21 protein-coding genes and 1 tRNA gene are annotated in these 21548 nt (G+C 70.9%); 13 read left to right on the top strand and 9 right to left on the bottom strand.

The window, feature by feature from the left end; genetic code table 11:
* Positions 1 to 326: 326 nt before the first annotated feature.
* Positions 327 to 1283, bottom strand: a complete 957-nt coding sequence (locus MFF06_RS02465; RefSeq protein ID WP_238201417.1) for a cation diffusion facilitator family transporter — start codon at positions 1281 to 1283, stop codon at positions 327 to 329.
* Positions 1284 to 1408: 125 nt separating this feature from the next.
* Here MFF06_RS02465 and MFF06_RS02460 point away from each other — a divergent pair, with 125 nt between their 5' ends.
* Positions 1409 to 1837, top strand: a complete 429-nt coding sequence (locus MFF06_RS02460; RefSeq protein WP_238201416.1) for an HIT family protein — start codon at positions 1409 to 1411, stop codon at positions 1835 to 1837.
* 318 nt (positions 1838 to 2155) lie between these two features.
* On the opposite strand, the gene MFF06_RS02455 is transcribed toward MFF06_RS02460, so the two are convergent.
* The 3 genes from MFF06_RS02455 to MFF06_RS02445 all read right to left on the bottom strand — a co-directional run bounded on the left by MFF06_RS02455 (position 2156) and on the right by MFF06_RS02445 (position 5032).
* A complete protein-coding gene (locus MFF06_RS02455) occupies positions 2156 to 2551 on the bottom strand; it encodes a PilZ domain-containing protein (protein ID WP_238201415.1) in 396 nt (131 codons plus the stop codon).
* 85 nt (positions 2552 to 2636) lie between these two features.
* On the bottom strand, positions 2637 to 2867 hold the full coding sequence (locus MFF06_RS02450; protein ID WP_238201427.1) for a hypothetical protein: 231 nt from the start codon (positions 2865 to 2867) through the stop codon (positions 2637 to 2639).
* 101 nt (positions 2868 to 2968) lie between these two features.
* A complete protein-coding gene (locus MFF06_RS02445) occupies positions 2969 to 5032 on the bottom strand; it encodes an NAD(+) synthase (RefSeq protein WP_238201414.1) in 2064 nt (687 codons plus the stop codon).
* A 371-nt stretch (positions 5033 to 5403) separates the two neighbouring features.
* Here MFF06_RS02445 and MFF06_RS02440 point away from each other — a divergent pair, with 371 nt between their 5' ends.
* The 9 genes from MFF06_RS02440 (at position 5404) to MFF06_RS02400 (ending at position 14057) form a co-directional block, all read left to right on the top strand.
* Positions 5404 to 8598 carry a DNA translocase FtsK gene (locus MFF06_RS02440; RefSeq protein WP_238201413.1) on the top strand — a complete coding sequence of 1065 codons (3195 nt, stop codon included), beginning with the start codon at positions 5404 to 5406 and terminating at the stop codon, positions 8596 to 8598.
* Between the two features lie 289 nt (positions 8599 to 8887).
* A complete protein-coding gene (locus MFF06_RS02435; RefSeq protein WP_238201412.1) occupies positions 8888 to 9802 on the top strand; it encodes a LolA family protein in 915 nt (304 codons plus the stop codon).
* Positions 9803 to 9934: 132 nt separating this feature from the next.
* On the top strand, positions 9935 to 10744 hold the full coding sequence (locus MFF06_RS02430) for an exodeoxyribonuclease III (RefSeq protein WP_238201411.1): 810 nt from the start codon (positions 9935 to 9937) through the stop codon (positions 10742 to 10744).
* A 290-nt stretch (positions 10745 to 11034) separates the two neighbouring features.
* On the top strand, positions 11035 to 11913 hold the full coding sequence (locus tag MFF06_RS02425; RefSeq protein ID WP_238201410.1) for an SDR family oxidoreductase: 879 nt from the start codon (positions 11035 to 11037) through the stop codon (positions 11911 to 11913).
* 69 nt (positions 11914 to 11982) lie between these two features.
* Positions 11983 to 12059: transfer RNA gene (locus tag MFF06_RS02420), tRNA-His, on the top strand.
* Between the two features lie 97 nt (positions 12060 to 12156).
* Complete coding sequence (gene hpt, locus MFF06_RS02415; RefSeq protein ID WP_238201409.1) at positions 12157 to 12726, top strand: hypoxanthine phosphoribosyltransferase; 570 nt, start codon at positions 12157 to 12159, stop codon at positions 12724 to 12726.
* Positions 12727 to 12875: 149 nt separating this feature from the next.
* Positions 12876 to 13241, top strand: coding sequence for a response regulator (locus tag MFF06_RS02410; protein WP_238201408.1), 366 nt, complete (start codon positions 12876 to 12878; stop codon positions 13239 to 13241).
* Between the two features lie 131 nt (positions 13242 to 13372).
* On the top strand, positions 13373 to 13654 hold the full coding sequence (locus tag MFF06_RS02405; protein WP_238201407.1) for a hypothetical protein: 282 nt from the start codon (positions 13373 to 13375) through the stop codon (positions 13652 to 13654).
* Between the two features lie 34 nt (positions 13655 to 13688).
* Entirely contained in the window at positions 13689 to 14057 is a 369-nt protein-coding gene (locus tag MFF06_RS02400) for a hypothetical protein (RefSeq protein WP_238201406.1), read from the top strand.
* Between the two features lie 81 nt (positions 14058 to 14138).
* Here the strand turns inward: MFF06_RS02400 and MFF06_RS02395 are convergent, their stop codons facing one another.
* From MFF06_RS02395 to MFF06_RS02380, 4 genes are all read right to left on the bottom strand, one after another.
* The gene (locus tag MFF06_RS02395; protein ID WP_238201426.1) at positions 14139 to 15203 is read right to left on the bottom strand and encodes a sensor histidine kinase; all 1065 of its coding nucleotides are present in this window, start codon (positions 15201 to 15203) and stop codon (positions 14139 to 14141) included.
* The gene (locus tag MFF06_RS02390) at positions 15203 to 15637 is read right to left on the bottom strand and encodes a response regulator (protein WP_238201405.1); all 435 of its coding nucleotides are present in this window, start codon (positions 15635 to 15637) and stop codon (positions 15203 to 15205) included. The genes MFF06_RS02395 and MFF06_RS02390 overlap by 1 nt, the downstream gene beginning before the upstream one ends.
* Positions 15638 to 15650: 13 nt before the next feature.
* A complete protein-coding gene (locus tag MFF06_RS02385; protein ID WP_238201404.1) occupies positions 15651 to 17594 on the bottom strand; it encodes an MHYT domain-containing protein in 1944 nt (647 codons plus the stop codon).
* Positions 17595 to 17777: 183 nt separating this feature from the next.
* Positions 17778 to 18950 carry a zinc-dependent alcohol dehydrogenase gene (locus tag MFF06_RS02380; protein ID WP_238201403.1) on the bottom strand — a complete coding sequence of 391 codons (1173 nt, stop codon included), beginning with the start codon at positions 18948 to 18950 and terminating at the stop codon, positions 17778 to 17780.
* Between the two features lie 345 nt (positions 18951 to 19295).
* Between MFF06_RS02380 and MFF06_RS02375 the strand changes: the two genes are divergently transcribed.
* The gene (locus MFF06_RS02375) at positions 19296 to 19496 is read left to right on the top strand and encodes a hypothetical protein (protein WP_238201402.1); all 201 of its coding nucleotides are present in this window, start codon (positions 19296 to 19298) and stop codon (positions 19494 to 19496) included.
* A gap of 10 nt (positions 19497 to 19506) precedes the next feature.
* Here the strand turns inward: MFF06_RS02375 and MFF06_RS02370 are convergent, their stop codons facing one another.
* Positions 19507 to 20064, bottom strand: a complete 558-nt coding sequence (locus tag MFF06_RS02370) for a L,D-transpeptidase family protein (protein WP_370876759.1) — start codon at positions 20062 to 20064, stop codon at positions 19507 to 19509.
* 225 nt (positions 20065 to 20289) lie between these two features.
* Between MFF06_RS02370 and MFF06_RS02365 the strand changes: the two genes are divergently transcribed.
* Together MFF06_RS02365 and MFF06_RS02360 are read left to right on the top strand one after the other, a co-directional pair.
* Complete coding sequence (locus MFF06_RS02365; RefSeq protein ID WP_238201401.1) at positions 20290 to 20976, top strand: response regulator transcription factor; 687 nt, start codon at positions 20290 to 20292, stop codon at positions 20974 to 20976.
* A 66-nt stretch (positions 20977 to 21042) separates the two neighbouring features.
* Positions 21043 to 21489, top strand: coding sequence for a Crp/Fnr family transcriptional regulator (locus tag MFF06_RS02360; RefSeq protein WP_238201400.1), 447 nt, complete (start codon positions 21043 to 21045; stop codon positions 21487 to 21489).
* The last annotated feature ends 59 nt before the right edge of the window (positions 21490 to 21548 follow it).

Below are 21548 nucleotides of genomic sequence, written 5' to 3'. Positions count from 1 at the left end.
TCGGCTTGGCGTCGCCCCGGAGGGACATGCCCGGCGCCGGAGGCAAACTCGCCAGCCCCTGCGCCTCGGCCCCCGCGACGAGGGAGGCGAGCGCGAGCGCTGCGAGCGTCAATCCCTTCAGGCCCTTGAGAAATCCGGCACCCATGGCGCGCAGTCCCGTGTCTTGTGCGAACCCAGGATTGCGCCGATCCACCTGTCCCGGCCTGAAGCGGATACGAACAATTTTATCGACCTGCGCTTCGATGAACGAAGCTCTGCCGCAGGGTCGCCAGGGGCCTCGCCCGGTTCGATCAATTCGCCGGATCGCGGTAACCCGACATTGACCCTCACGCCGCCGCGCGGGCGCTCCCGGCCCTGGCCTGGATCTCGATGAAGACACGCTTCACGTCGGAATGGCGGGCCTTCAGCGCCTTGTCGAGGCGGGTGACGGTGTCCTCTACGGCCCCGGCGGTGAGGTCGTCGGCCATGTCGAGGCTGAGGTTCACGAGGATGTCCGAGGGCCCGAGATGCTGGGTGAGCACCTCGTTGAGGTGGATCACCCCCGGCTCGTCCCGCACGATCTCCTCGATCGCCGCCACCACGGCGGGATCGGCGGCCTCGCCGATCAGCAGGCCATGCGTCTCGACCATGAGGAAGATCGCCATGCCGACGAGGACGAGGCCGATGCCGATGGAGGCGGCCCCGTCGAGGGAGGGCATCTCGAAATAGTGCGCGCCGAGGACGCCCGCGAGGGCGATCAGCAGGCCCGCCAGCGCCGCGGTGTCCTCCGCCAGGATGGTGAACAGGCTCGGATCCTTGCTGCGCCGGATGGCGTGCATCGCCGAATGGCGGCCCTTCTCGGCCCAGAACTGCTTCACCGCCACGGTCCAGGAATAGCCCTCCGCCGCGATGGAGAAGCCGAGGATCGCGAGGTTCACGTACAGGCCCGGCACGGTGTAGCCGAACAGGTGCGCGTCCTTGTCGGGCTCCGGATGCAACAGGCGCTCGACGCCCTCGTAGATGGCGAACAGGCCGCCGCCGAGGAAGATCATGAGCGCAACGACGAAGGCGTAGAAATACACCTCCCGGCCGTAGCCGAACGGGTGCCGCGCGTCGGCGGGCTTCTCCGCCCGCTTCAGGCCGACGAGGAGGAGAACCTGATTGAGGGTGTCCACCACCGAGTGGACGCCCTCCGCGAGCATGGCCGTCGAGCCGGTGAGGAAGCCGCCGACGAATTTCGCCGCCGCGATGGCGAGGTTGGCCCCGGCCGCCGCGTAGATCGCCCCCGTGCTCTCGTGCGCCACCGGTCCCGCTCCTGCCGCGCCCGACCGGCGCGGGGAGAGAAGAAGCGTGACCTCGGGACGGTTCCCTCACGGTGGACGCGACCGCCGGGTCCGTGCATCGTGCCCGCCCGGATGGGGGAGGCAACATGGCGGAACCAGCCTACGACCCGAACAACGTGTTCGGTAAGATCCTGCGGGGCGAGATGCCCGCTCACAAGGTCTACGAGGACGCGCACACCCTGGCATTCATGGACGTGATGCCCCAGGGCGACGGCCACACCCTGGTGATCCCCAAGGCGCCGTCACGCGGGCTGCTGGATGCCGAGCCGGAGACGCTGGCGGCCGTGATGCGCAGCGCACAGATCGTCGGCCGGGCGGTGAAAGCCGCCTTCGAGGCGGACGGGCTGACGGTGTTCCAGTTCAACGAGGCGGCGGGCGGGCAGACGGTGTTCCACCTGCATGTCCACCTGATCCCCCGGCACGAGGGCGTCCCGCTCAAGCGCCACGAGGGCGGCATGGCCGACCCGGAACTCTTGGCCGGGCACGCCGCACGGATCCGCGCGGCGCTCGGCTGACGCCGTTTCGGCTCAAACTTGGATCGTTGCGCCCACCCGGACAGGCAAGCGGGGTCGAAGCCGTCCACGGCGCCGACGCATCGCGGGCGTCTGGCCGAAGAGTCGCCCCTTTTCCCCACCGCGACCTCGTCCTGAGTCGCTGGAGCGCAGCGGAGGCCCCCAGAAGGCGCGGCGCCCGCTGGAGCCCCCGTCCGAGGCGGCTTTGCCGCACCTCGGGATGGGAGCGAGGGGTGGGGGCAAGCGGCTTTCCGGGCCCGGCCCTTCGACGTCCTGCTGCCTTGGATGGCTCCGCTCGCACGGACTGGGGAGCCGGAGCGATCAGAGAACGGGCGCCGAGGCCCCCGTGCCATGCAACTCCGCGATGTGGCGGCGCAGGGCGGCGTTTTCCGCCTCCAGCTCGCCGACCCGGCGCAGGAGGACCGCCATCGTCGCGTCGCCGGAGAACTCGCGCACGGGCGCCTCCGCCTGATCGAAGGTCACACCGACCCCGTCCTCCCGGCGCCAGCGCAGGGTGGCCCGGTGGGTCTTTTCCTTTTGCGGGATGTAGAGGTCGAACTTCTCGGGCAGCGCCGCGGTCTCGCTGAGCATGAGCCGCGCGCCCTCCGCCGACATGTCGCGGACCAGGCAATCGATGCTCGACTGGCCGTTGTTGAAGACGATGCGCCCCTTCAGGAACACCCGGAGGCGGGGCTGTCTCCTCATTTCTGCGGACATGCGAGTAGGTTCCGGCGACGCGACGGCCGTCAGTGTGCCCGCGACCGGTTAAGGAACACTCCCCACGATCCGCGAGATGCAACCATCAGGCGAGGTAGCGCCGATCGACCGTCTGGAAGAGATAGAAGCCGTTGAAGCGCACGGCCGTGTCGGCGGCGCGGTCGTCGAAATCGAGGGGGGTGGGGCAGCCGCCCGCCAGCTTGCCGCCGAAGGTCCAGCGGCCGGAGGCGATGAACGGCGGGACGGCGCTCGATTCGGGGACCGCGCAGCACATCCCCTCGACGCTGGTGAGCCGGAAGAGGTTGTAGTTCCGCATCGGAAAACCCTCCACGAGCGCCACGATCTCGATCCCCCGTACATTGCGAAGAATCAGCTTGACCGTTGTCATAATGGCACAATGGGTCGGGTTTGTGACCGTCACGTTTCAGGGACGTTGCGGGCGAGTTCGTCGAGCCAGATCCGGGCCGTGCCGTCCGAGGGCGCGCGCCAGTCGCCCCGGGGCGAGAGCGCCCCGCCGGCGGCCACCTTCGGCCCGTTGGGGATGGCCGACCGCTTGAACTGGCTGAAGGCGAAGAACCGCTTGAGGAACACCTCCAGCCAGCGGCGGATCTCCGGCAGGGCGTAGGCCACGCGCTTTTCCTCCGGGAAGTCGGCGGGCCAGTCGCCCCGGGCCGCGTCCCCCCAGGCGTGGAGGGCGAGGAAGGCGATCTTCGACGGCCGGAATCCGTACCGGAGCGTATAGAACAGGGTGAAATCCTGCAGGGCGTAGGGGCCGATGGCGGCCTCGGTGCTCTGGGGCGCCTCGTCGGCTCCGGCGGGCACCAGCTCCGGCGAGATCTCCGTGTCGAGGACCGCCCGCAGGACCCGTCCCTCCTCGACGCTGAACGCGTCCGTGGAGATCACCCAGCGAATCAGGTGCTGGATCAGCGTCTTGGGCACGCCCGCGTTGACGGCGTAGTGGCTCATCTGGTCGCCGACGCCGTAGGTGCACCAGCCGAGCGCCAGCTCCGAGAGGTCGCCCGTGCCGATCACGAGGCCGCCCGCGTGGTTGGCCAGGCGGAACAGGTAATCGGTGCGCAGGCCCGCCTGCACGTTCTCGAAGGTGACGTCGTAGACCTTCGCCCCCGCCGCGTAGGGGTGGCCCATGTCGGCGAGCATCCGCTCGGCGGCGGGGCGGATGTCGATCTCGGCCGCCGTGGTGCCGAGCGCCTTCATCAGGGCGTGGGCGTTGGCCTTGGTGCCCGCCGAGGTGGCGAAGCCCGGCAGGGTGTAGGCAAGGATGTCGGCGCGGGGCAGGCCGAGCAGGTCGAAGGCCTTGGCGCAGACGATGAGGGCGTGGGTCGAATCGAGGCCGCCCGAAATGCCGATGACGACGCGCTTCGTCCCTGTCGCCTCCAGCCTTTGGGCGAGGCCCGCCACCTGGATGTTGTAGGCCTCGTAGCAATCCTGGGCGAGGCGGGCGGGCTCGCTCGGCACGAAGGGAAACCGCTCGATCCGGCGATGCAGGCCGAGGTCGTCGGCGGGCGGATCCACCCGGAAGGACACCCGGCGCCAGGGTCGGGCCCCGGAGGCCGAGGCGTCGTCGTCGAAGCTGCCGGCCTGGAGCCGCTCCTGGGCGATCCGGTCGAGGTCGATGTCGGCGAGGGTCGCCACCGGTCGCCACGCGAAGCGCTCGCCCTCCGCGAGGCGGACGCCGCACTCGTCGATGCTGGTCTGCCCGTCCCAGGCGAGGTCGGTGGTGGATTCGCCGTGGCCCGCGGCGGCGTAGAGGTAGGCGCAGGCCCCGCGCATCGAGGCGGCGCGCGAGAGCAGTTCGCGGGAATCGGCCCGGCCGATGGTGATGGGGCTGCCGGAGGGGTTGGCCAGCACCGTGGCACCGGCGAGCGCCGCGTCCATTCCCGGCGTCTGGGGCACCCAAAGGTCCTCGCAGATCTCGATGCCGACGACGAGACCCGGCACGTCCTCCGCCGCGAAGAGCAGGTCCGTCCCGAAGGGCACCGCCTCTCCCGCCACGGTGACGGTCTGGCCGACGAGGCCCGCGCCGGACGCGAAATGCCGTTTTTCGTAGAACTCCCGGTAGTTCGGCAGGAAGGTCTTGGGCACCACGCCCAGCAGCCGCCCGCCCTGGATCGCCAGGGCGCAGTTGTAGAGGCGGTGGCGCCAGCGCAGGGGCGCGCCGACGATCAGCAGGGGCCGGAGCGCCGCCGAGCGGGCGACGAGATCCGCCGCCGCCGCCTCCACGGCGTCGAGGAGGGTCTGCTGCAGCAGCAGATCCTCGATGGCGTAGGCCGAGAGGGCGAGTTCCGGAAAGACCGCCACCGCCGCCCCGGCCCCGTGACAGGTCGCCGACAGGGCGAGGATCTCCTCGGCGTTGCGCGCCGGATCGCCGGGATGGCTCCGCCCCGTGCAGGCCGCGACGCGGGCGAAGCCGTGACGGTAGAGCGACCGGAAACCGGTGCGGGGATCGGGGGGCTTCGACACGGCGACCGTCCGGGTTCGAGGGGGTCGTCCGACCCATAGCACCAACGGGCGCCGGGATCCCCTGTGCGCCCGGGCGTCCTGGCGAACGGGATTGAGTGTGAACGGGATTCTATTCCCTCGCCTCATCCTCGGGACTTGGCCGCGAGGGGACGCGCCGAGCCCACCGAGATCGCCCCCGCGAAAGCCCACGTTAACGCTAAGGCTTCTAACTCTGGCGAGCCGCCGGAGCCCGGTGGTCCCTGTGTTTAGCGTCTCATCGGAAACCCATGCGCGCTTCGGGCAGACACCCGCATTCCCACCGTGATCCCGCCCGCCCGGTTCGCGGCGGCGATCGTTCCGGCCTGTCGCTCGGAGCGCTGGCGCATCGGCTGATGGCCCTGCGCGCGACCCTCGCCCGGCGCCTCGCCGGGACCGCCGCCGGCCCCTCGCGCGTCGGCTACGGCGCGCCCGGCCGCCGCGCTGAGCCCAGCTGGCTGACCTCCCCCGCCGCGATGGTCGGCCGCGAGGACCCGGCGCGCGCCCCGCGCCCCGGCTTCGGCGCCGAGCCGGGCTGGCCCTCCGAAACCTCCCCCGCCGCCCAGGCCTGGCCGGATCACGTCTTCGACGACCGCGCCCGCTTCGACGCCTCCGCCGCGCGGCAGGAGAGCCGCATCGACCGTCAGGCATCGAGCCCCGGCGTACTCGTGCGCCAGCCCCGGCGCCCCGCCTCGATCACGCCGGACGAGCCCGCCGCCGCGGTCCAGCCCCCCCTGCCGCAGGCGCCCTCGGTGCGCTTCACCCGCACGCCGGACTCGGTGCTGCAGGAGCGCCGCCAGCGCGCCCTGGAGGCCGAGCGCGTCGCCCTGGAGCGCGCCCGCGCCGAGGCCCAGGCCGCTGCCGAGGCCCAGATTGCCGCCGCTGCCGCTGCCGCCGAGGCGATGGAGGCCGAGCGCCGGGCTTGCGAGGAGGCCGAGCGGCGCCATGCGCAGGAGGATCTCCAGGCCGACGAGTCCGCCGCCCTGGCCGAGGCCACCGGCACCGCCGGCGTGCCGCGCTGGCAGCAGCCCTTCGTCGCGCCGCCCGGCGTGCGCTTCTTCCGCACGCCCGACCGCCGCCCGGTTCCGCTCGCCCCCGCGCCGGACGGGGCCGAGGAGCCCCTCGCCACCGCCGAGCCCGCCACCGTCGCGGCCGCGCCGCGCCCCGAGCCGCAGGATTGGTCCGACCTGTCCGACTGGTCCACGGCCCAGCCGTGGTTCGGCGGCGAGGAATGGTCCCCCGTCGATCTGTGGCCGAGCCTGGAGACCGCCGGCCCCGCCGCACCCGAGGCGCCGCGCCCCGCCGCGCCTCGCCCGGCCTACGGGCTGGAGCGCCTCGTGCGGTTCGATGCCGTGCCGCACCCGGCGAACGCGCAGGACAACGGCGCCCTCCCCTCCCCCGAGAACGGCCAGTCCTCGCCGTCGCCGGTCTTCGGACCGACCCCGCAAGCCAACCCGGCGAGCGGGGCCGAGACCGGCCTTCGCCGAGCGTCCATCCCCTGCGCCATGGCAGCACGAGCGGCGATCCGCGCGGCCTCGCTTCCCGCCGCCCCGGCTGCGATCGCGCCTGTCGCGGCCATCGCTCCCGCCACCGTCGTGCCGGCGCCCGCCGCCGCGCTTACCGAGCGCGCCTCCGAGGAGCGGGTGGTGATCCCCCTCGCCCCTCGCCCGGTGCTGCTGCGTGGTCGGGCCGCCCCGGTCTCCGAGACGCCCGTCGCCGAGGTTCCGCCGGCGGAGATGCCGGCCATGGAGCCCCCGGCCGCCGAGGCGCCGCCGCCGGCCCCCTTCGCGCCGCTGACCTTCGCACCCGCCACCCCGGCGGAGGAGGAGGTGCCCGCGCCGGCGATGGCCCCGGTCAACCTGCCCCTGGTGGCCCAGCGTCCACGCATGATCGCGGCGCCCCGGCACCTGGAGATCGCGTCCTTCGACAACGCCGACTACGAGTTGCCCGCCCTCGACCTCCTGGCGCTGCCCGCGCCGGGCGCCACCGAGGAAGTCGATGCCGACGTGCTGGAGCAGAATGCTCTCAACTTGCAGCAGACGGTGCAGGATTTCGGCGTGCGCGGCGACATCCTGGCCGTGCGGCCGGGCCCGGTCGTCACGCTCTACGAGCTGGAGCCCGCGCCGGGCACCAAGTCGAGCCGCGTCATCGCCCTGTCGGACGACATCGCCCGCTCCATGTCGGCCGTCTCGGCCCGCGTCGCGGTGGTCCCCGGCCGCAACGTCATCGGCATCGAACTGCCGAACGAGGAGCGCGAGACGGTCTACCTGCGCGAGCTCCTGGCCTCGGAGGACTTCGTCCACAGTAAGCACAAGCTGGCGCTGTGCCTCGGCAAGAACATCGGCGGCGAGCCGATCATCGCCGACCTCGCCCGGATGCCGCACCTGCTGGTGGCCGGCACCACCGGATCGGGCAAGTCGGTGGCCATCAACACGATGATCCTCAGCTTGCTCTACCGGCTGAAGCCGGAGGAGTGCCGCCTGATCATGGTCGATCCGAAGATGCTGGAACTGTCGGTCTACGACGGCATCCCGCACCTCCTCTCCCCCGTCGTCATCGACCCGAAGAAGGCGGTGATCGCCCTCAAGTGGGCCGTGCGCGAGATGGAGGAGCGCTACAAGAAGATGTCGAAGATCGCCGTGCGCAACATCGACGGCTACAACGCGCGGATGAAGGAGGCCCGGGAGAAGGGCGAGGTCATCACCCGCACGGTGCAGGCCGGCGTGAACCGCGAGACCGGCGAGGTGATCTACGAGCAGGAGGAGATGGACCTCTCGGCCCTGCCCTACATCGTGATCGTGGTCGACGAGATGGCCGACCTGATGATGGTGGCGGGCAAGGACATCGAGGGCGCCATCCAGCGCCTCGCGCAGATGGCGCGGGCGGCGGGCATCCACCTGATCATGGCGACGCAGCGCCCGTCGGTGGACGTGATCACCGGCACGATCAAGGCGAACTTCCCGACCCGGATCAGCTTCCAGGTGACGAGCAAGATCGACAGCCGCACGATCCTCGGCGAGATGGGCGCGGAGCAACTGCTCGGCCAGGGCGACATGCTGTTCATGGCCGGCGGCGGGCGCACCACGCGCGTCCACGGCCCGTTCTGCTCCGACAGCGAGGTCGAGAGCGTGGTCGCCCACCTCAAGCGCCAGGGCCGCCCGAGCTACCTCGACGCCGTCACCGCCGACGACACGCCGGAGGAGGCGCCGAAGGAGACCGGCCGTCGCGGCAAGGCGGCGGAGAAAGCCGAGGCGCGCGCCGAGGAGCCGGAGGAGGACGCCCCCGTCTTCGACATCGGCGCCTTCGCGGCGGCGACGGGGGGCGAGTCGGACGACCTGTACAAGCAGGCGATCGAGGTGGTGCTGCGGGACCAGAAGGCCTCCACCAGCTACATCCAGCGCCGCCTCCAGATCGGCTACAACCGCGCCGCCTCGATCATGGAGCGCATGGAGATCGAGGGGATCGTCGGCCCGGCCAACCACGCCGGCAAGCGCGAGATCCTCGTGAACGGCGGCTCCCACGGCGCGGGGGTGATGTACGACGACGACTGAGGGGGCTCGCCCCCTCTCCCCGACGTGAGGCGCCATCGCGACTCACGAGGGCGTGTCGCGCCCAGCCCGTCGTTGCGAGCGACAGCGAAGCAATCCAGGGATCCTCCACGATCCCAGACCGTTGCGCTGCCCTGGATTGCTTCGCTCCGCTCGCAATGACGGTGAGGATGCGGGGAGGGCCATGCCCCTCCCGCGTCGCATCTTCGCCACAGGGCGGGTCTTTAACCGGGCTCCCGTCCCCCATTCCGCCCGAGCCGCGCACCGCACGCGGTGCGAAGGAGTTCCACGGATGATCGGCCGCCGCACCCGCACTGCCGGCACCCTGCTCGCCGCGAGCCTTTTCCTCGCGCCCCATCCGGCGCAGGCGCAGGTGCAGTCTTTCCTCGACGGGCTGTTCGGCCGGAAGGCGGAGCCGGCCCCCGAGCCGGAGCCCGCCGCCACGCCGGCCAAGAAGCCCGCGCCGAAGCCGGCGAAGGCCGCCGAGAAGCCCGTTCCGGCCAAGGCCGGCGAGAAGAGCGCCGACCGGGCCGGTGCGAAGGCTGCGGACAAGCCCTTGGACAAGGCCGCCCGCTCCGCCGAGCCGAAGGTCGCCGCCGTCGCCACGCCGGCGCCGATCACCGCCGACGCCAACGATCCGGCCACCGTGCTGGCCCAGGCCAACGCCTACTTCAACGGCATCACGACGCTGACGGGCGGCTTCACGCAGATCGGCCCCGATGGGCGGCGCATCGGCGGCAAGCTGACGCTCGCCAAGCCCGGCCGCCTGCGCTTCGACTACGACGCGCCCTCCCCCCTGGAGGTGGTGGCCGACGGCACCTCCGTGGCGGTGCGCGACCGCAAGTTGAACACGCAGGACCTCTACTTCATCGCCCAGACGCCGCTGAAATTCCTGTTGCGCGAGAAGATCGACCTCGCCCGCGACCTCTCCGTGACGGACATCTCGAACGATCCGGCGGGCGTGCGCATCAGCCTGGAGGACCGGGCGACCTTCGGCGGCACCTCGCGGATCCAACTGCTGTTCGATGCCGAGATGAAGACTCTGGCCCAGTGGCGGATCACCGACCCGCAGGGCTACGTCACCACCGTGCAGCTCGCCAACCTGCAGAAGGGCAAGCCCGTGGAAGCGGGGCTGTTCTTCATCAATTACGGCCGCGCCGAGGACAAGGCGGCGCAGCAGGCGCTCCAGCAGTCGCAGCGCCAGTAATCCAGGTTCCCAAAGGACGGGGTCCTTTGGTGGGGTCCAGGGACGAAGCCCCTGGATCTTCGCAGGGCGTGAGCCCCGCACCCGCCGAAGGACGGGGGTCCTTCGGAATCCTCTTTTCGGGACCGACGACCTTTGCGGCTGACCGTCACCACGTGGAACATCAACTCGGTGCGCCTGCGCATCGACCTCGTCCTGCGCTTCCTCGCCGAGCACAAGCCGGATGTCCTCTGCCTGCAGGAGACCAAGTGCCCGGACGACGCCTTCCCCCTGAAGGCGCTGCGGGGCTCCGGCTACGAGAACGTCGTCTTCGCCGGGCAGAAGGGCTACAACGGCGTCGCGATCCTCTCGCGGTTCCCGCTGCACACCCGCGACGTGATGGGCTTCTGCGGCCGGGCGGACGCGCGCCACATCTCGGCGGTGCTGGGGCCGGAGGCGGGGCAGGCCGCGGGCCTCGCGCTGCACAACTTCTACATCCCGGCCGGCGGCGACGTGCCCGACCGGACCCTCAACGACAAGTTCGCCCACAAGCTCGATTTCCTGCAGGAGCTGCGCGCCTGGGGTGGGCGACGCCCCTCCGGTCCGGCGATCCTCGTCGGCGACCTGAACGTCGCGCCGCTGGAACACGACGTCTGGTCGCACAAGCAGCTCCTCGACGTGGTGAGCCACACCCCCATCGAGACGCAGGCGCTGGAAACCCTGCGCGGCGAGGCCGGCTGGATCGACGCCGCCCGCCGCCTCATGCCGGAGCCCGAGAAGATCTATACGTGGTGGAGCTATCGCTCCCCCGACTGGAACGCCGCCGACAAGGGCCGCCGCCTCGACCATGCCTGGGTCTCGCCGGACCTCGCGGACACGGTGCGCGCCGTCACCGTGCTGCGCGAGGCGCGGGGCTGGGAGCGCCCCTCCGACCACGTTCCGGTGACGCTCGCGCTGGAGCTGTAGCGCTCCCGGATCACTTCGCCGCACCGGCCCTGGCGATGAGGGTGTCCCAAAGCGGAACTCCGCCTGATCTCGCGCGCTTCCCGCTCACACCGCCGTGATGCGAGGTCGTCCCATGCGCAAGCTCCTGATCGCCTTCATTCTCCCCAAGGTCGTCGCCGCCCTCCGCCGCCGCTACAGCGGCCGGCCGACCGCCCGCCACCGCTCGTTCTGAACCGTCCCGTGTCGCCGGGGCGCAGCGGCGCTGGCTCCGGCGACCCTCCCTTCCGCGGGGTGCGACCCGGAGAACACCCATGACCGACGATCCCCGCCACGCCGGCCCGCGGCCGCCCTATCCCGGCGACCAGCAGCAGCCCCGGCCGGGCCTTTCTTCGAAGATGACGCCCGCCCCCGACCACGGGGAGGAGAGCTACGTCGGCAAGGGTCTCCTCACGGGCCAGGCCGCGCTGATCACCGGCGGCGATTCCGGCATCGGCCGGGCCGTGGCCATCGCCTATGCGCGGGAGGGTGCCGACGTGGCGATCTCCTACCTCGACGTCGAGCAATCCGACGCCGAGGAGACGAAATCATGGGTTGAGAAGGCCGGCCGCCGCTGCCTGCTGCTGCCGGGGGACATCCGGGACGAAGCGCATTGCCGCCACCTCGTCGCCCGCACGGTCGAGGCGTTCGGCCGCCTCGACATCCTCGTGAACAACGCCGCCGCGCAGGTGGTGAACGACGGGATCGACGACCTCACCGCCCATGACATCGAGGGCTCGTTCCGGGCCAACGTCTTCGCGATGTACTACCTCGCCCAGGCGGCGGTGCCACACATGAAGCCGGGCGCGGCGATCGTGAATTCCACCAGCGAGCAGGCCAAGATCGCCGACCCGACCATGCTGATCTACGCGGCCACCAAGGGCGCCATCGCGAGCCTCACCATCGGCCTGTCGAACCTCCTCGCGCCGAAGGGCATCCGCGTGAACTGCGTCGCGCCCGGCCCGGTCTGGACCCCGATCCAGCCGATCGTGAAGAGCCCGGAGCAGTTGGAGAAACTCGGCACCGACACGCCGCTGGGCCGGGCCGGACAGCCGGCCGAACTCGCCCCCGCCTATGTGCTCCTCGCCTCGCGCGAGGGCAGCTACATGTCCGGCGCCCTGGTCCCCGTCACGGGCGGCGTGCCGATGCTGTGAGGTGCGGTGCGTGAAAGGGCGACACTCGCCTTGAAATGCGCTCGCACCCGCGATACACCCCCCGCCAGTGCCGCCGTAGCTCAGTTGGTTAGAGCACCAGATTGTGGATCTGGGGGTCCCCCGTTCGAGCCGGGGCGGTGGTACCATCCTTCTCTCAGGCGTCCCGCCCCGTCCGGCCCGAGGCCCTCGCGGACGGCCCGCGCGGGCGCCAACTGGCCGAGACAAGACGGGTCCGTTCCCACCATGAGCATCCCCGTCCGGCCCGTGCGCACCCTGTTCGACGAGGACGCCATCGCCCGGCGCAATGCCGAGCTGGCGGAGCAAATCGTGGCGGCCAAGCCCCGCGACCTGCTGGTCGTGGCGGTGCTCAAGGGCAGCTTCATGTTCGCCGCCGACCTGCTGCGCGCCCTGCACCGGGTCGGGCTGTCGCCGCAGGTGGAATTCGTGCACCTGTCGAGCTACCGCACCGGCACGGTCTCCACCGGACAGGTCGAGATCCTGCGCGACGTGCAGAGCGAGGTGCGCGGGCGCGACGTCCTCCTCGTGGACGACATCCTGGAATCGGGGCGGACGGTGGTGTTCGCCAAGGACCTCCTGATGGCCCGGGGCGCCAACCGCGTCCTGACGGCGGTGCTGCTGGAGAAGCCCGGCAAGCGCGCGGTGTCCATCGACGCGGAATTCGTCGGCTTCACCTGCCCGGACGTGTTCGTCGTGGGCTACGGGATGGATGCCGCCCACGCCTACCGCCAGCTGCCCTTCGTCGGCGTGGTGGATTTCGGCGACGGCGAGCCGGATCTGTTCGGCGGCACGTGACTGCGCAGACGATTGCGGAGCCGGACGTTTTTTTCTTCCGCAGTGCAGCTTTTGCGGCCGCTCAGTCTTGACTTGCGGCCCGTTCCATCGCCGTTCTAGCGGCGAAGACGGCTCAGGCCCTTGGCGCAACAGGAAGTTTTCAGGACATCATGGCCCGCATCCTGCTGGTGGATGACGAAGAGACGGTGCGTGGCTTCCTCAAGCGGGCGCTGGAGATCGACGGCCACGCCGTCGTGACCGCCACCGATGGCAGCGACGGGCTCGACCGGCTCAACGAGGCGGGCGGCGCCTTCGATCTGATGCTCACCGATATCCGCATGCCGCTGATGGACGGCATCGCCCTGTCGCTCGCCGCCAAGCGCGACTTCCCGGATCTCACCATCCTGCTGATGACCGGCTTCGCCGACCAGCGCGAGCGCGCCCGGGGCCTGGACGCCATCGTCACCGATGTGCTGACCAAGCCCTTTTCCCTGGCCGACCTGCGCTCGATGGTGAAGCGGGCCCTCGCGGCCTGATCCCGTCAGACTTTCTTAATCAACAACCTTAGCGTCACCTTCACGCGGCGATGCGACCGTGAGGACCTATCGCGCGGGCGATGGCGCCCTGCCGGGCCGAGCCCTCCCCGTGTCGCGACGGGGGCGACGGGATGGCCGATCGGGAGTGGGAGTGGGAGGACGACGAGCGGCCTCGCCGCCGCCGCCGCAAGGGCCCCCTCCGTCGCCTGTGGTCCCTGACGAAGCTCGCCCTGTTCCTGATGCCGCTGGGGCTCTTCCTCTACGGCAGCGTCTTCGCCGATTGCCGGAACCGCCCGTCCTTCGGGGATTGGAGCGCGATGCTCGGCGCGACGGCCTGCGCGCGCAGCGAGATGATGGGCAACGCTTTCTCGATGCAAGAGAATTTCGCGATGCTCAAGCGCCTGATCGACTGACGCGAACCCAGCCCGCCCGCCTCCGGACCACACCATGCAGCCCTCGACCGCGCCCGCGACTCCGACAGAGGACCCCGAGGAGGTCCGCTTCCGCACCCGCATGGAGCAGATCGGCGGTCCCAAGCGGCGGCGGCGGCGAAGCGGGGACGAGGAGGACGACCAGAAGGATCGCGGCTTCCGGCTCGGCTGGTTCGGCTGGCTGCTGGTGGACGCCTTCATCATCCTTGCGACGGTGGGTACGGTCCTGACATGGCCGCCCATCGAAAACTGCCGGGCCCAGGAAAAGTCCGTCGGGTTCTACGCGGGCGAGACGGTGGGCCAGTGCATCCGCCGCGGCATCGGCCAGCGGATCGTCAACGCCGACCAGCGCATCAAGATGATGCTGCGCGGCTCGGGCCATTAGCTGGCTGCGGCACGCCCGGCGGCTTCGCGGGCGGAGCGGAGCGATGACGGCCAGGCGATGGGATCCGCGCCGGGCCCTGCCCTACGCCTCGAAGGACAGGGAGGCGCGCGTGCCCCGCGCCGCCGGCGCGTAGACCAGGGCGGTGCGCAGGTTCGTCGCCATCGCCTTGACGATCCGGGAGCCGAGGCCGGTGCCCCGGGGCTTGCCCTCGCCGGTCCAGCCGATGCCGTCGTCCTCCACGGCGAGTTCGAGCCGCCCCTCCGCCCGGCGCAGGGCCACGCGGATCTCGCCGGGCTCCTCCGGCGGGTAGGCATACTTGTAAGCGTTGGTGACGAGTTCGGTGACGACGACGCCGACGGAGACCGCCTTGTCGGTGGCGAGTTGCACCGGCTCGGCGCTGAGGCGGATGGCGTGGTCGCGGCCCGCCGCCTTCATCGCCGCCTGCAACTCCTCCACGAGGCTCTGCAGGTACGCGTCGAGTTCCACGGCCTCCACATCCTCCGAGGTGTAGAGGCGCCGGTGAATGCCGGCGATGGCCGAGATGCGGGCCTGCATCTCCTCCAGGGCCGCCTTCGCCGCCGGGTCGGCCACGGCGGTGGTCTGCATCCGGGCAAGCGCCGCCACCAGGGCGAGGGAGTTGGCGACGCGGTGGTTTACCTCGCGCAGGAGCAGTTCCGCCCGGTCCCTGGCGGCGCGGACTTCGGCTTCCGCGCGCTCCTTGTCCCGGCGCATCGCCTCGGCCCGGAGCGCGGTGCCGACCGCCTCCGCGAGCAGCTCCCGGAACTGGCCCTGGAGGTCCTTCCACACGTAGTCGGCGGCGCCCGCCTTCAGGGCGGCGACGGCGACCCGGCTGTCCTCTGAGCCGGTGACGTAGACGACGGGCGGCGCCTCCGGCAACGCGCGGATCGCCGGCAGCAGATCGAGCCCGGTCTGGCCCGGCATGTGATGGTCCAGCGCCACGAGGGCGATGCCGCCCTCCGCCAGCCGGGCGAGCCCCGCCACGCCGTCGGCGGCATGCTCCACGGTGAAGCCACGGCCCTCCAGGGTGCGCTGCACGAGGCGGGCGAGGCCGGCATCGTCGTCGATGTAGAGGATGCGGATACCGGATTCGGCCACGCCGCCGGGACCGGGCGTCTCGCCGGGCATCATGGTGTTTCCGGGATCTGCATGACCGAGAAGAACAGGCCGAGCTGGCGGATCGCGTGGGCGAAGCCCTCGTAGTTCACCGGCTTAGTGACGTAGACGTTGGCGCCGAGATCGTAGCAGCGCTGAATCTCGCGGGCATCGTCGGTGGTGGTGAGGACGATGACCGGGGAGCGCTTGGTGTGCGGGTTCGCCTTCACCCGCTCCAGGATGTCGATGCCGGTCATGTCCGGCAGGTTGAGGTCCAGCAGGATCAGCAGATGGCGCCGGGCGTTGACCTCACCGGACCCGTCCGGGCCGAACAGGTAGTCCAGCGCCGAGGTGCCGTCGCGGAACGGCACGATCTCGTTGTTCACCCCCGCCCGGCGGATGTTCCGCTCGATGAGGCGGGCATGGCCCTCATCGTCCTCGATCATCAGGATGCAGACGGGATGCATGACCGGCCCTCGCTCACTCGGCGGCGATCGACAGGGGAGCCGGCGCCCCCCGATCCATAGCCGCCCCGCGGGGCAGCGTCACCGTGAAGGACGAGCCCTCGCCGGGGCGCGAGGTCAGGTCGATCCGGCCGCCCAGCGCCCGGACCAGTGCCTTGACGTGGGCGAGGCCGATCCCCTCCCCCGGCCGGTCCTGGGTGCCGGAGCGGCGGAACAGCTCGAACACGCGGGCATGGTCCTGGGGGGCGATGCCCCGGCCGTTATCCGCGACGGTGAAGCGGACCCGGCCGGTCCCCAGGACCTCCCCGGTCACGGTGATGCGGCCCGGCCGTCCGTGTTCGAGGTACTTCAGGGCGTTGTCGAGGAGATTGCCGAAGATCTGCTCCACGGCCAGACGGTCGGCGGTGATGCCGGGCAGGCCGGGGGCGACGCCGACGGTGGCGTTCTGCGTGCCGGTCTGGTGGCGCGTCGCGTCGGCGAGGCGCTGGATCAGCGCCGTCATGTCGAGGGGCTCGGGCTCGAACCGGCGGCGGCCCTCGCGCGACAGCTTGAGGATCGCCGCGATGAGGCGCTCCATGCGCGTGACGGCGGCGCCGATGAAGCCCAGCGCCTCGCCCATGTCGCCGTCGATCCGCTCCGCGTCCGGATGCCCGGCCAGCAGGGTGCGCAGCTCCCCTTGCGTCTCGGCCAGCTCGCTCGTGAAGCCCATGACGTTGACGAGGGGCGCCCGCAGGTCGTGGCTGACGATGTAGGCGTAGCGCTGGATCTCCTCGTTCGATTCGCGCAGCTCCGCCTCGGCCTCCCGCTGGGCAGTGATGTCGGTGTGAACGCCGACCCATTCGCGGATCGACCCATCGGCGTTCAGCACCGGCACGGCGCGGATGGCGTAGTGGCGGTAGGTCCCGTCCCGCGTCCGCACCCGGTGCTCGAACACGAAGGTCTTGCGCGCGGCGACCGTCTCGTTCCACGCCGCGATGCTCGGCTCCGCATCCTCGGGGTGGACGGCGTCGGCCCAGCCGAAGCCCTGGTACTCCGCGAAGCTCTGCCCGGTGATCGCCGCCCAGCCGGGCTGGGGACCGACCATCCGGCCCTGCGCGTCGTTCGTCCACAGCACGCCGCGCACCGCCTCGACGGCGGCCCGGAAGCGCGCCTCGCTGGCGGCGAGTTCCGCCTGGATCCGGCGCTGGTCGATGGCGATGGCGAGCATCCCGAGGAACAGGATGAGGAAGGTCGCCCCCGCCGTCGCCAGGGCGAGGTTCTCCGGCGCCGCCATCATGCCGGCCTCCGCGGGGGTCTCGTGGGCCATCGGCCCGAAGGTCGCCGCCGCCATGCCGGTGTAGTGCATCCCCGCGACGGCGATCCCCATCACGGCGGCGGCGGCGAGCTTTTCGAGGAGACCGTTCCGGCGGAAGGCCAGCCGGAGGCCCACGGTGGCGGCCACCATGGCGATGGCGAGAGACAGGGCGACGAGGGCGGGGTCATAGGCGATCCCGCCGGGCACCCGCATGGCGGCCATGCCGGTGTAGTGCATCAGCGCGATGCCGAGCCCCATGAGCGGCCCGGCGACGAGGATCGTGCCCGGGCGGCCTTCCGCCCCGGCGTCGGGGGCGGGCGCGTCGCCGGGCTTGCCCTCCCCGGCGGTGCTCCGCGTGGCGACCCAGGCGAAGGCCGCGCCGGTGACGCCGACCGCGATGGCGAGGGACAGCGCCGTGAGGCCGAGGTCGTAGGAGACCCACATCCCGCGTTCGAGGGCGAGCATCCCGACGAAGTGCATCGACCAGATGCCGCCGCCCATCGTCACCGCCGCCCCGGCGACCCAGAACCGGCGCTTGCCGTGGTCCAGCCGTGATTCGCCGAAGCGCCGGGCGCGCTCCATCAGGTCGAGGGCCGTGTAGGCGGCGAACATCGCGATCGCCACCGACAGGGCGACCAGGGCCGGACTGAAACCGGAATGGGACATCGACGGGCTCGACAGGATCGCCGCGAGACGGGACCGGCCAGAGCCGCCGCGGCCATTCGTCCTGCTATACCCCCATTTGAAGCGGTTTCACGGCGAGGGCCCGCCGGAAACCGGACATCTCCTGTTTTTTAGCTGCCGTCCGCGTGCATCGGGGGGCGAACGGCAGCCTCCCGTCGCGGCCGGTCAGTTCAGGTGAAACACAACCTTGACGCAGCCGTCCTTTTTATCGCGGAACGTCTTGTAGAGGTCTGGCCCCTCGGCCAGGTCGGCGGAGCGGTGGGTGATCAGGGACTGCGTGTCGATCTTGCCGGCTTGAATGAGGTCCAGAAGCGGTTCGAGGTAGCGCTTCACATGGGTCTGGCCGCTTTTCATCGTCAGGCCCTTCTGGACGATGGAGCCCATGTTCACCGGGACCGGGCCGCCGTAGACGCCGGGCACCGAGACGATCCCGCAGGGCCGCACCGCCTTGATCGCCTCCGCCAGGGCCATGGGACGCTCGGTGGTCGTCAGCTTCTCCTGGACCGACGTGATGAGCCCGCTGAGGCCGTGGCCGCCGCTCGCCTCCATGCCCACGCAGTCGATCACCGCGTCGGCGCCCTCTCCCTTCGTGATCTCCTTGATGCGCGCGAACACGTCCTCCTGTTCGAAGTCGATCACGTCGGTGGCGCCGGCCTTCCGGGCCAGGGCGATCCGCTCGGGCACGGTCTCGATGACGATGATCCGCTCGGCGCCCATGAGCTTGGCCGACTGGATGGCGAAGAAGCCCACCGGGCCCGCCCCCCAGATGGCGATGGTCTCGCCGCCCTGGATCTCGCAATGCTCCGCGCCCTGCCAACCGGTGGGCAGGATGTCGGTGAGGAACAGGGCGGATTCGTCGTCCATCCCGTCGGGCACCTTCATCGGCGCCACGTCGGCCATCGGGACGCGCACGTATTCGGCTTGGCCGCCGGCATAGCCGCCGGTGAGGTGCGAGTAGCCGAACAGGCCGGCGGTGGTGTAGCCGAACTGCGCCGCCGCCATCTGCGCGTTGCGGTTCGAGCGTTCGCAGACCGACCAGTTGCCGAGCCTGCACTGGCGGCATTCGCCGCAATTGATGTTGAACGGCACGACGATCCGGTCGCCCTTGCGGAACTTGGAGTGGCCGCTGCCGGTCTCGACCACCTCGCCCATGAACTCGTGACCGAGGACGTCGCCGGATTCCATCGTCGGCATCAGGCCGTCCATGAGGTGGAGGTCGGAGCCGCAGATGGCGCAGGACGAGACCTTGATGATGACGTCCCGCGGATCCTCAATCGTCGGATCGGGCACCGTATCGCAGCGGATGTCGCCCGTTCCGTGCCAGCACAATGCCTTCATGACCGGGTCCCTTGCCTCAGCGGCCGGCCAGCGAGCCGACTCCCACTCCGTCAAGCCGGGCCCCTTACGGCCAAGTTCCTGGGGGCGGGACGGAGCCGGGTTGTGGCCGTGCCGAAGACGCGTCGGGTCCGTGCGAACCCGCCTCATCGCAGGCCGGCTCACGATCCGGCCTGCGACGAAGACGCCCCCGCTCTCGATTTAGCCGGCTACGGGGTTCGATTTTGCGGCTCCGTGGGGCTAAGCTGTGAACCGTGCCCCAGACGGTGTGGCCGGGCCGGGGCGGATCGGTATCGTATGTCGGTGGGATGAGGGGTGCCGATGGCCTCGCGACCGCACGAGAGACTGGTGACGTTCCTCGTCGCCCTGTCCGCGGGATGGGAGGCGGGCGGTCCCGTTTACGCCGTCAAGGCCCGGCGGGCCGACGAGGCGATGGCGGCCGTGCGCGACAAGCTCGGCGGGGATAAGGCGCCCGTCGTGGTCGGCAGCCTCTCGACGCGCACCGCCAAGGCGATCGGGCTCAAGATCGGCGAGGTCCGGACGATCTGAGGGCGGGGCCTCAGCCGATCCTGAGGCGGGTGCGCGGGCCGAGGCGGCGCAGGAGCCGCAGCAGATCCCCTCGGGAGAGGGCGACGCACCCCTCCGTGGGGCGATAGCCCTCGCGGGCCACGTGCATGAAGATCGCGGATCCCCGGCCCCTTCGGATCGGGGCCCGGTTGTAGTCGATGTCGAGGACGACGTCGTAGAGGCCGTCGTCGCGCCACAGGGTCTCCGCGCTGACGCCCGGGGCGGGCAGGCGTACCGGACGGTTGTAGCGCCGGTCCCGGCGGTCGTCGCACCAGCCGTCATCGGGCCGGATCGGCCGCATCGGCAGGGCCGTGCGCGGGCGGACGGGCAGGTGATCCGGCCGGTAGGCGCCGCCGCGGAGGCGGAACCGCCCCCTCGGCGAGCCGCCGTCCCCCTCCCGCTTGTCCGAGACGATGCCGCAGGCGCCGAGGGCGCAGGGGATGACCGAGGGACCGACGATCAGGTGTCCCCGGCGGCGATCCCCGACAAGCGGACGCACGCGGACCTCGTCGAGGGTCGTGCGGACTTGGGATCGATACGACCGCATCATCGCTCGTCTTCCGTGGGAAAACCGGGGACTTGCCCATGGCGGGGGCCCTGCTGCGAATTGCGCACAAGACAACTTCCGGTCACAAAGATGGGTCTATGCGGAGCTTTCATGCTCCAGTCATCTCGAACGTGATGGGACAAGGAACCCGTTCTCCGCTGCGGTTGACGTGTCCGGCCTTCGAGGGGATTTCGCGGCACGGACCTTTTACGCTAGGGCTTCGTAACGATGTCGAACGCCTACCGCCTCCTGATCTGCGACGACGACGAGATCCTGCGGGACACTCTGATCGAGCAGATCGCCCTGTCCGACGAGTTCGCGGTCGTGGGTGAATCCTGCGCCGCCGACGCGATCCGGCGCGTGGCCGAGGATCGTATCGACCTCGCGGTGATGGATGTCGGCCTGCCGGACCTCGACGGCCGCGAGGCCGTGCGCCGGATGCGCCAGGCGGGCTTCCGCAGCCCGGTCATCATGCTCACTGCCCAGGATTCCGAGGAGGACCAGGTCGAGGGCCTGGAGGCGGGCGCCAACGACTACGTCACCAAGCCGTTCAAGCTCGGCATTCTCCTGGCCCGCATCCGCGCCCACCTGCGTAGCCACGAGGCCTCCGAGGACGCGGTGTTCCAGATCGGACCCTACACCTTCCGGCCGAGCGCCAAGCTCCTGGTCGGCGAGCGCGGCTCCAAGCTGAAGCTCACCGAGAAGGAAACCGCGATCCTGCGCTTCCTCTACCGGGCGGGCCGGGCGGTGGTGAACCGCGACACGCTGCTGGCCGAGGTCTGGGGCTACAATGCCCACGTCACCACCCACACCCTCGAGACCCACATCTACCGCCTGCGCCAGAAGATCGAGCCAAACCCCGCCACCGCCGCGATTCTCGTGACAGAGGGCGGCGGATACAAGCTGCTTCCCTGATTCTTCAGTATTTCCGTGTAGGCCTCCCCACGGGGGACGCCGCAGGCGTCAACGGCAGGGGCGGGCGTGGGGCTCGACGACGATATCGCGATCCTCGCGGCGGCGCCGGTCTTCGGCCATCTCGACCGTGACGCCCTGCGGCTCCTGAGCTTCGCGGCGGAGCGGCGGGACCTCGCCGACGGCGACCGGCTGTTCGCCCGGGGCGACCCGGCCGACGGCGGCTTCGTGGTGATGGCGGGGACGGTGCGGGTCGAGGCGACGGACGGCGAGCCGGTGCGCGCGGGCCGCTCGGCGGTGATCGGCCACCTCGCCCTGTTCGTGCGCGGCGAGCGCGTCGGCACCGCCTGGGCGGAGGGGCCGTGCTCCGTGATCCGCATCACGCCGACCCTCATGCGCCGCGTGCTGGAGGAGTTCCCCGCCGCCGCGCAGGCGATCCACGACGCCCTCAGCCGGGACCTCCTGGCCCTGACGCAGGACCTCGACCAGGCCGCCGCCGCCCTGCGGGACGCCTGAGGGGCGGGGCCGGGTGACAGCCCCGGCGGGCGGCTGTAAGCACGGGCTCCCTGCCCTTA

It is taken from the genome of Methylobacterium aerolatum, assembly GCF_022179085.1.
In the GTDB taxonomy this organism is placed as follows: Bacteria; Pseudomonadota; Alphaproteobacteria; order Rhizobiales; family Beijerinckiaceae; genus Methylobacterium; species Methylobacterium aerolatum.
The sequence above is the reverse complement of the archived record's forward strand: the minus strand, read 5'-3'. Positions and strand labels throughout refer to the sequence as shown.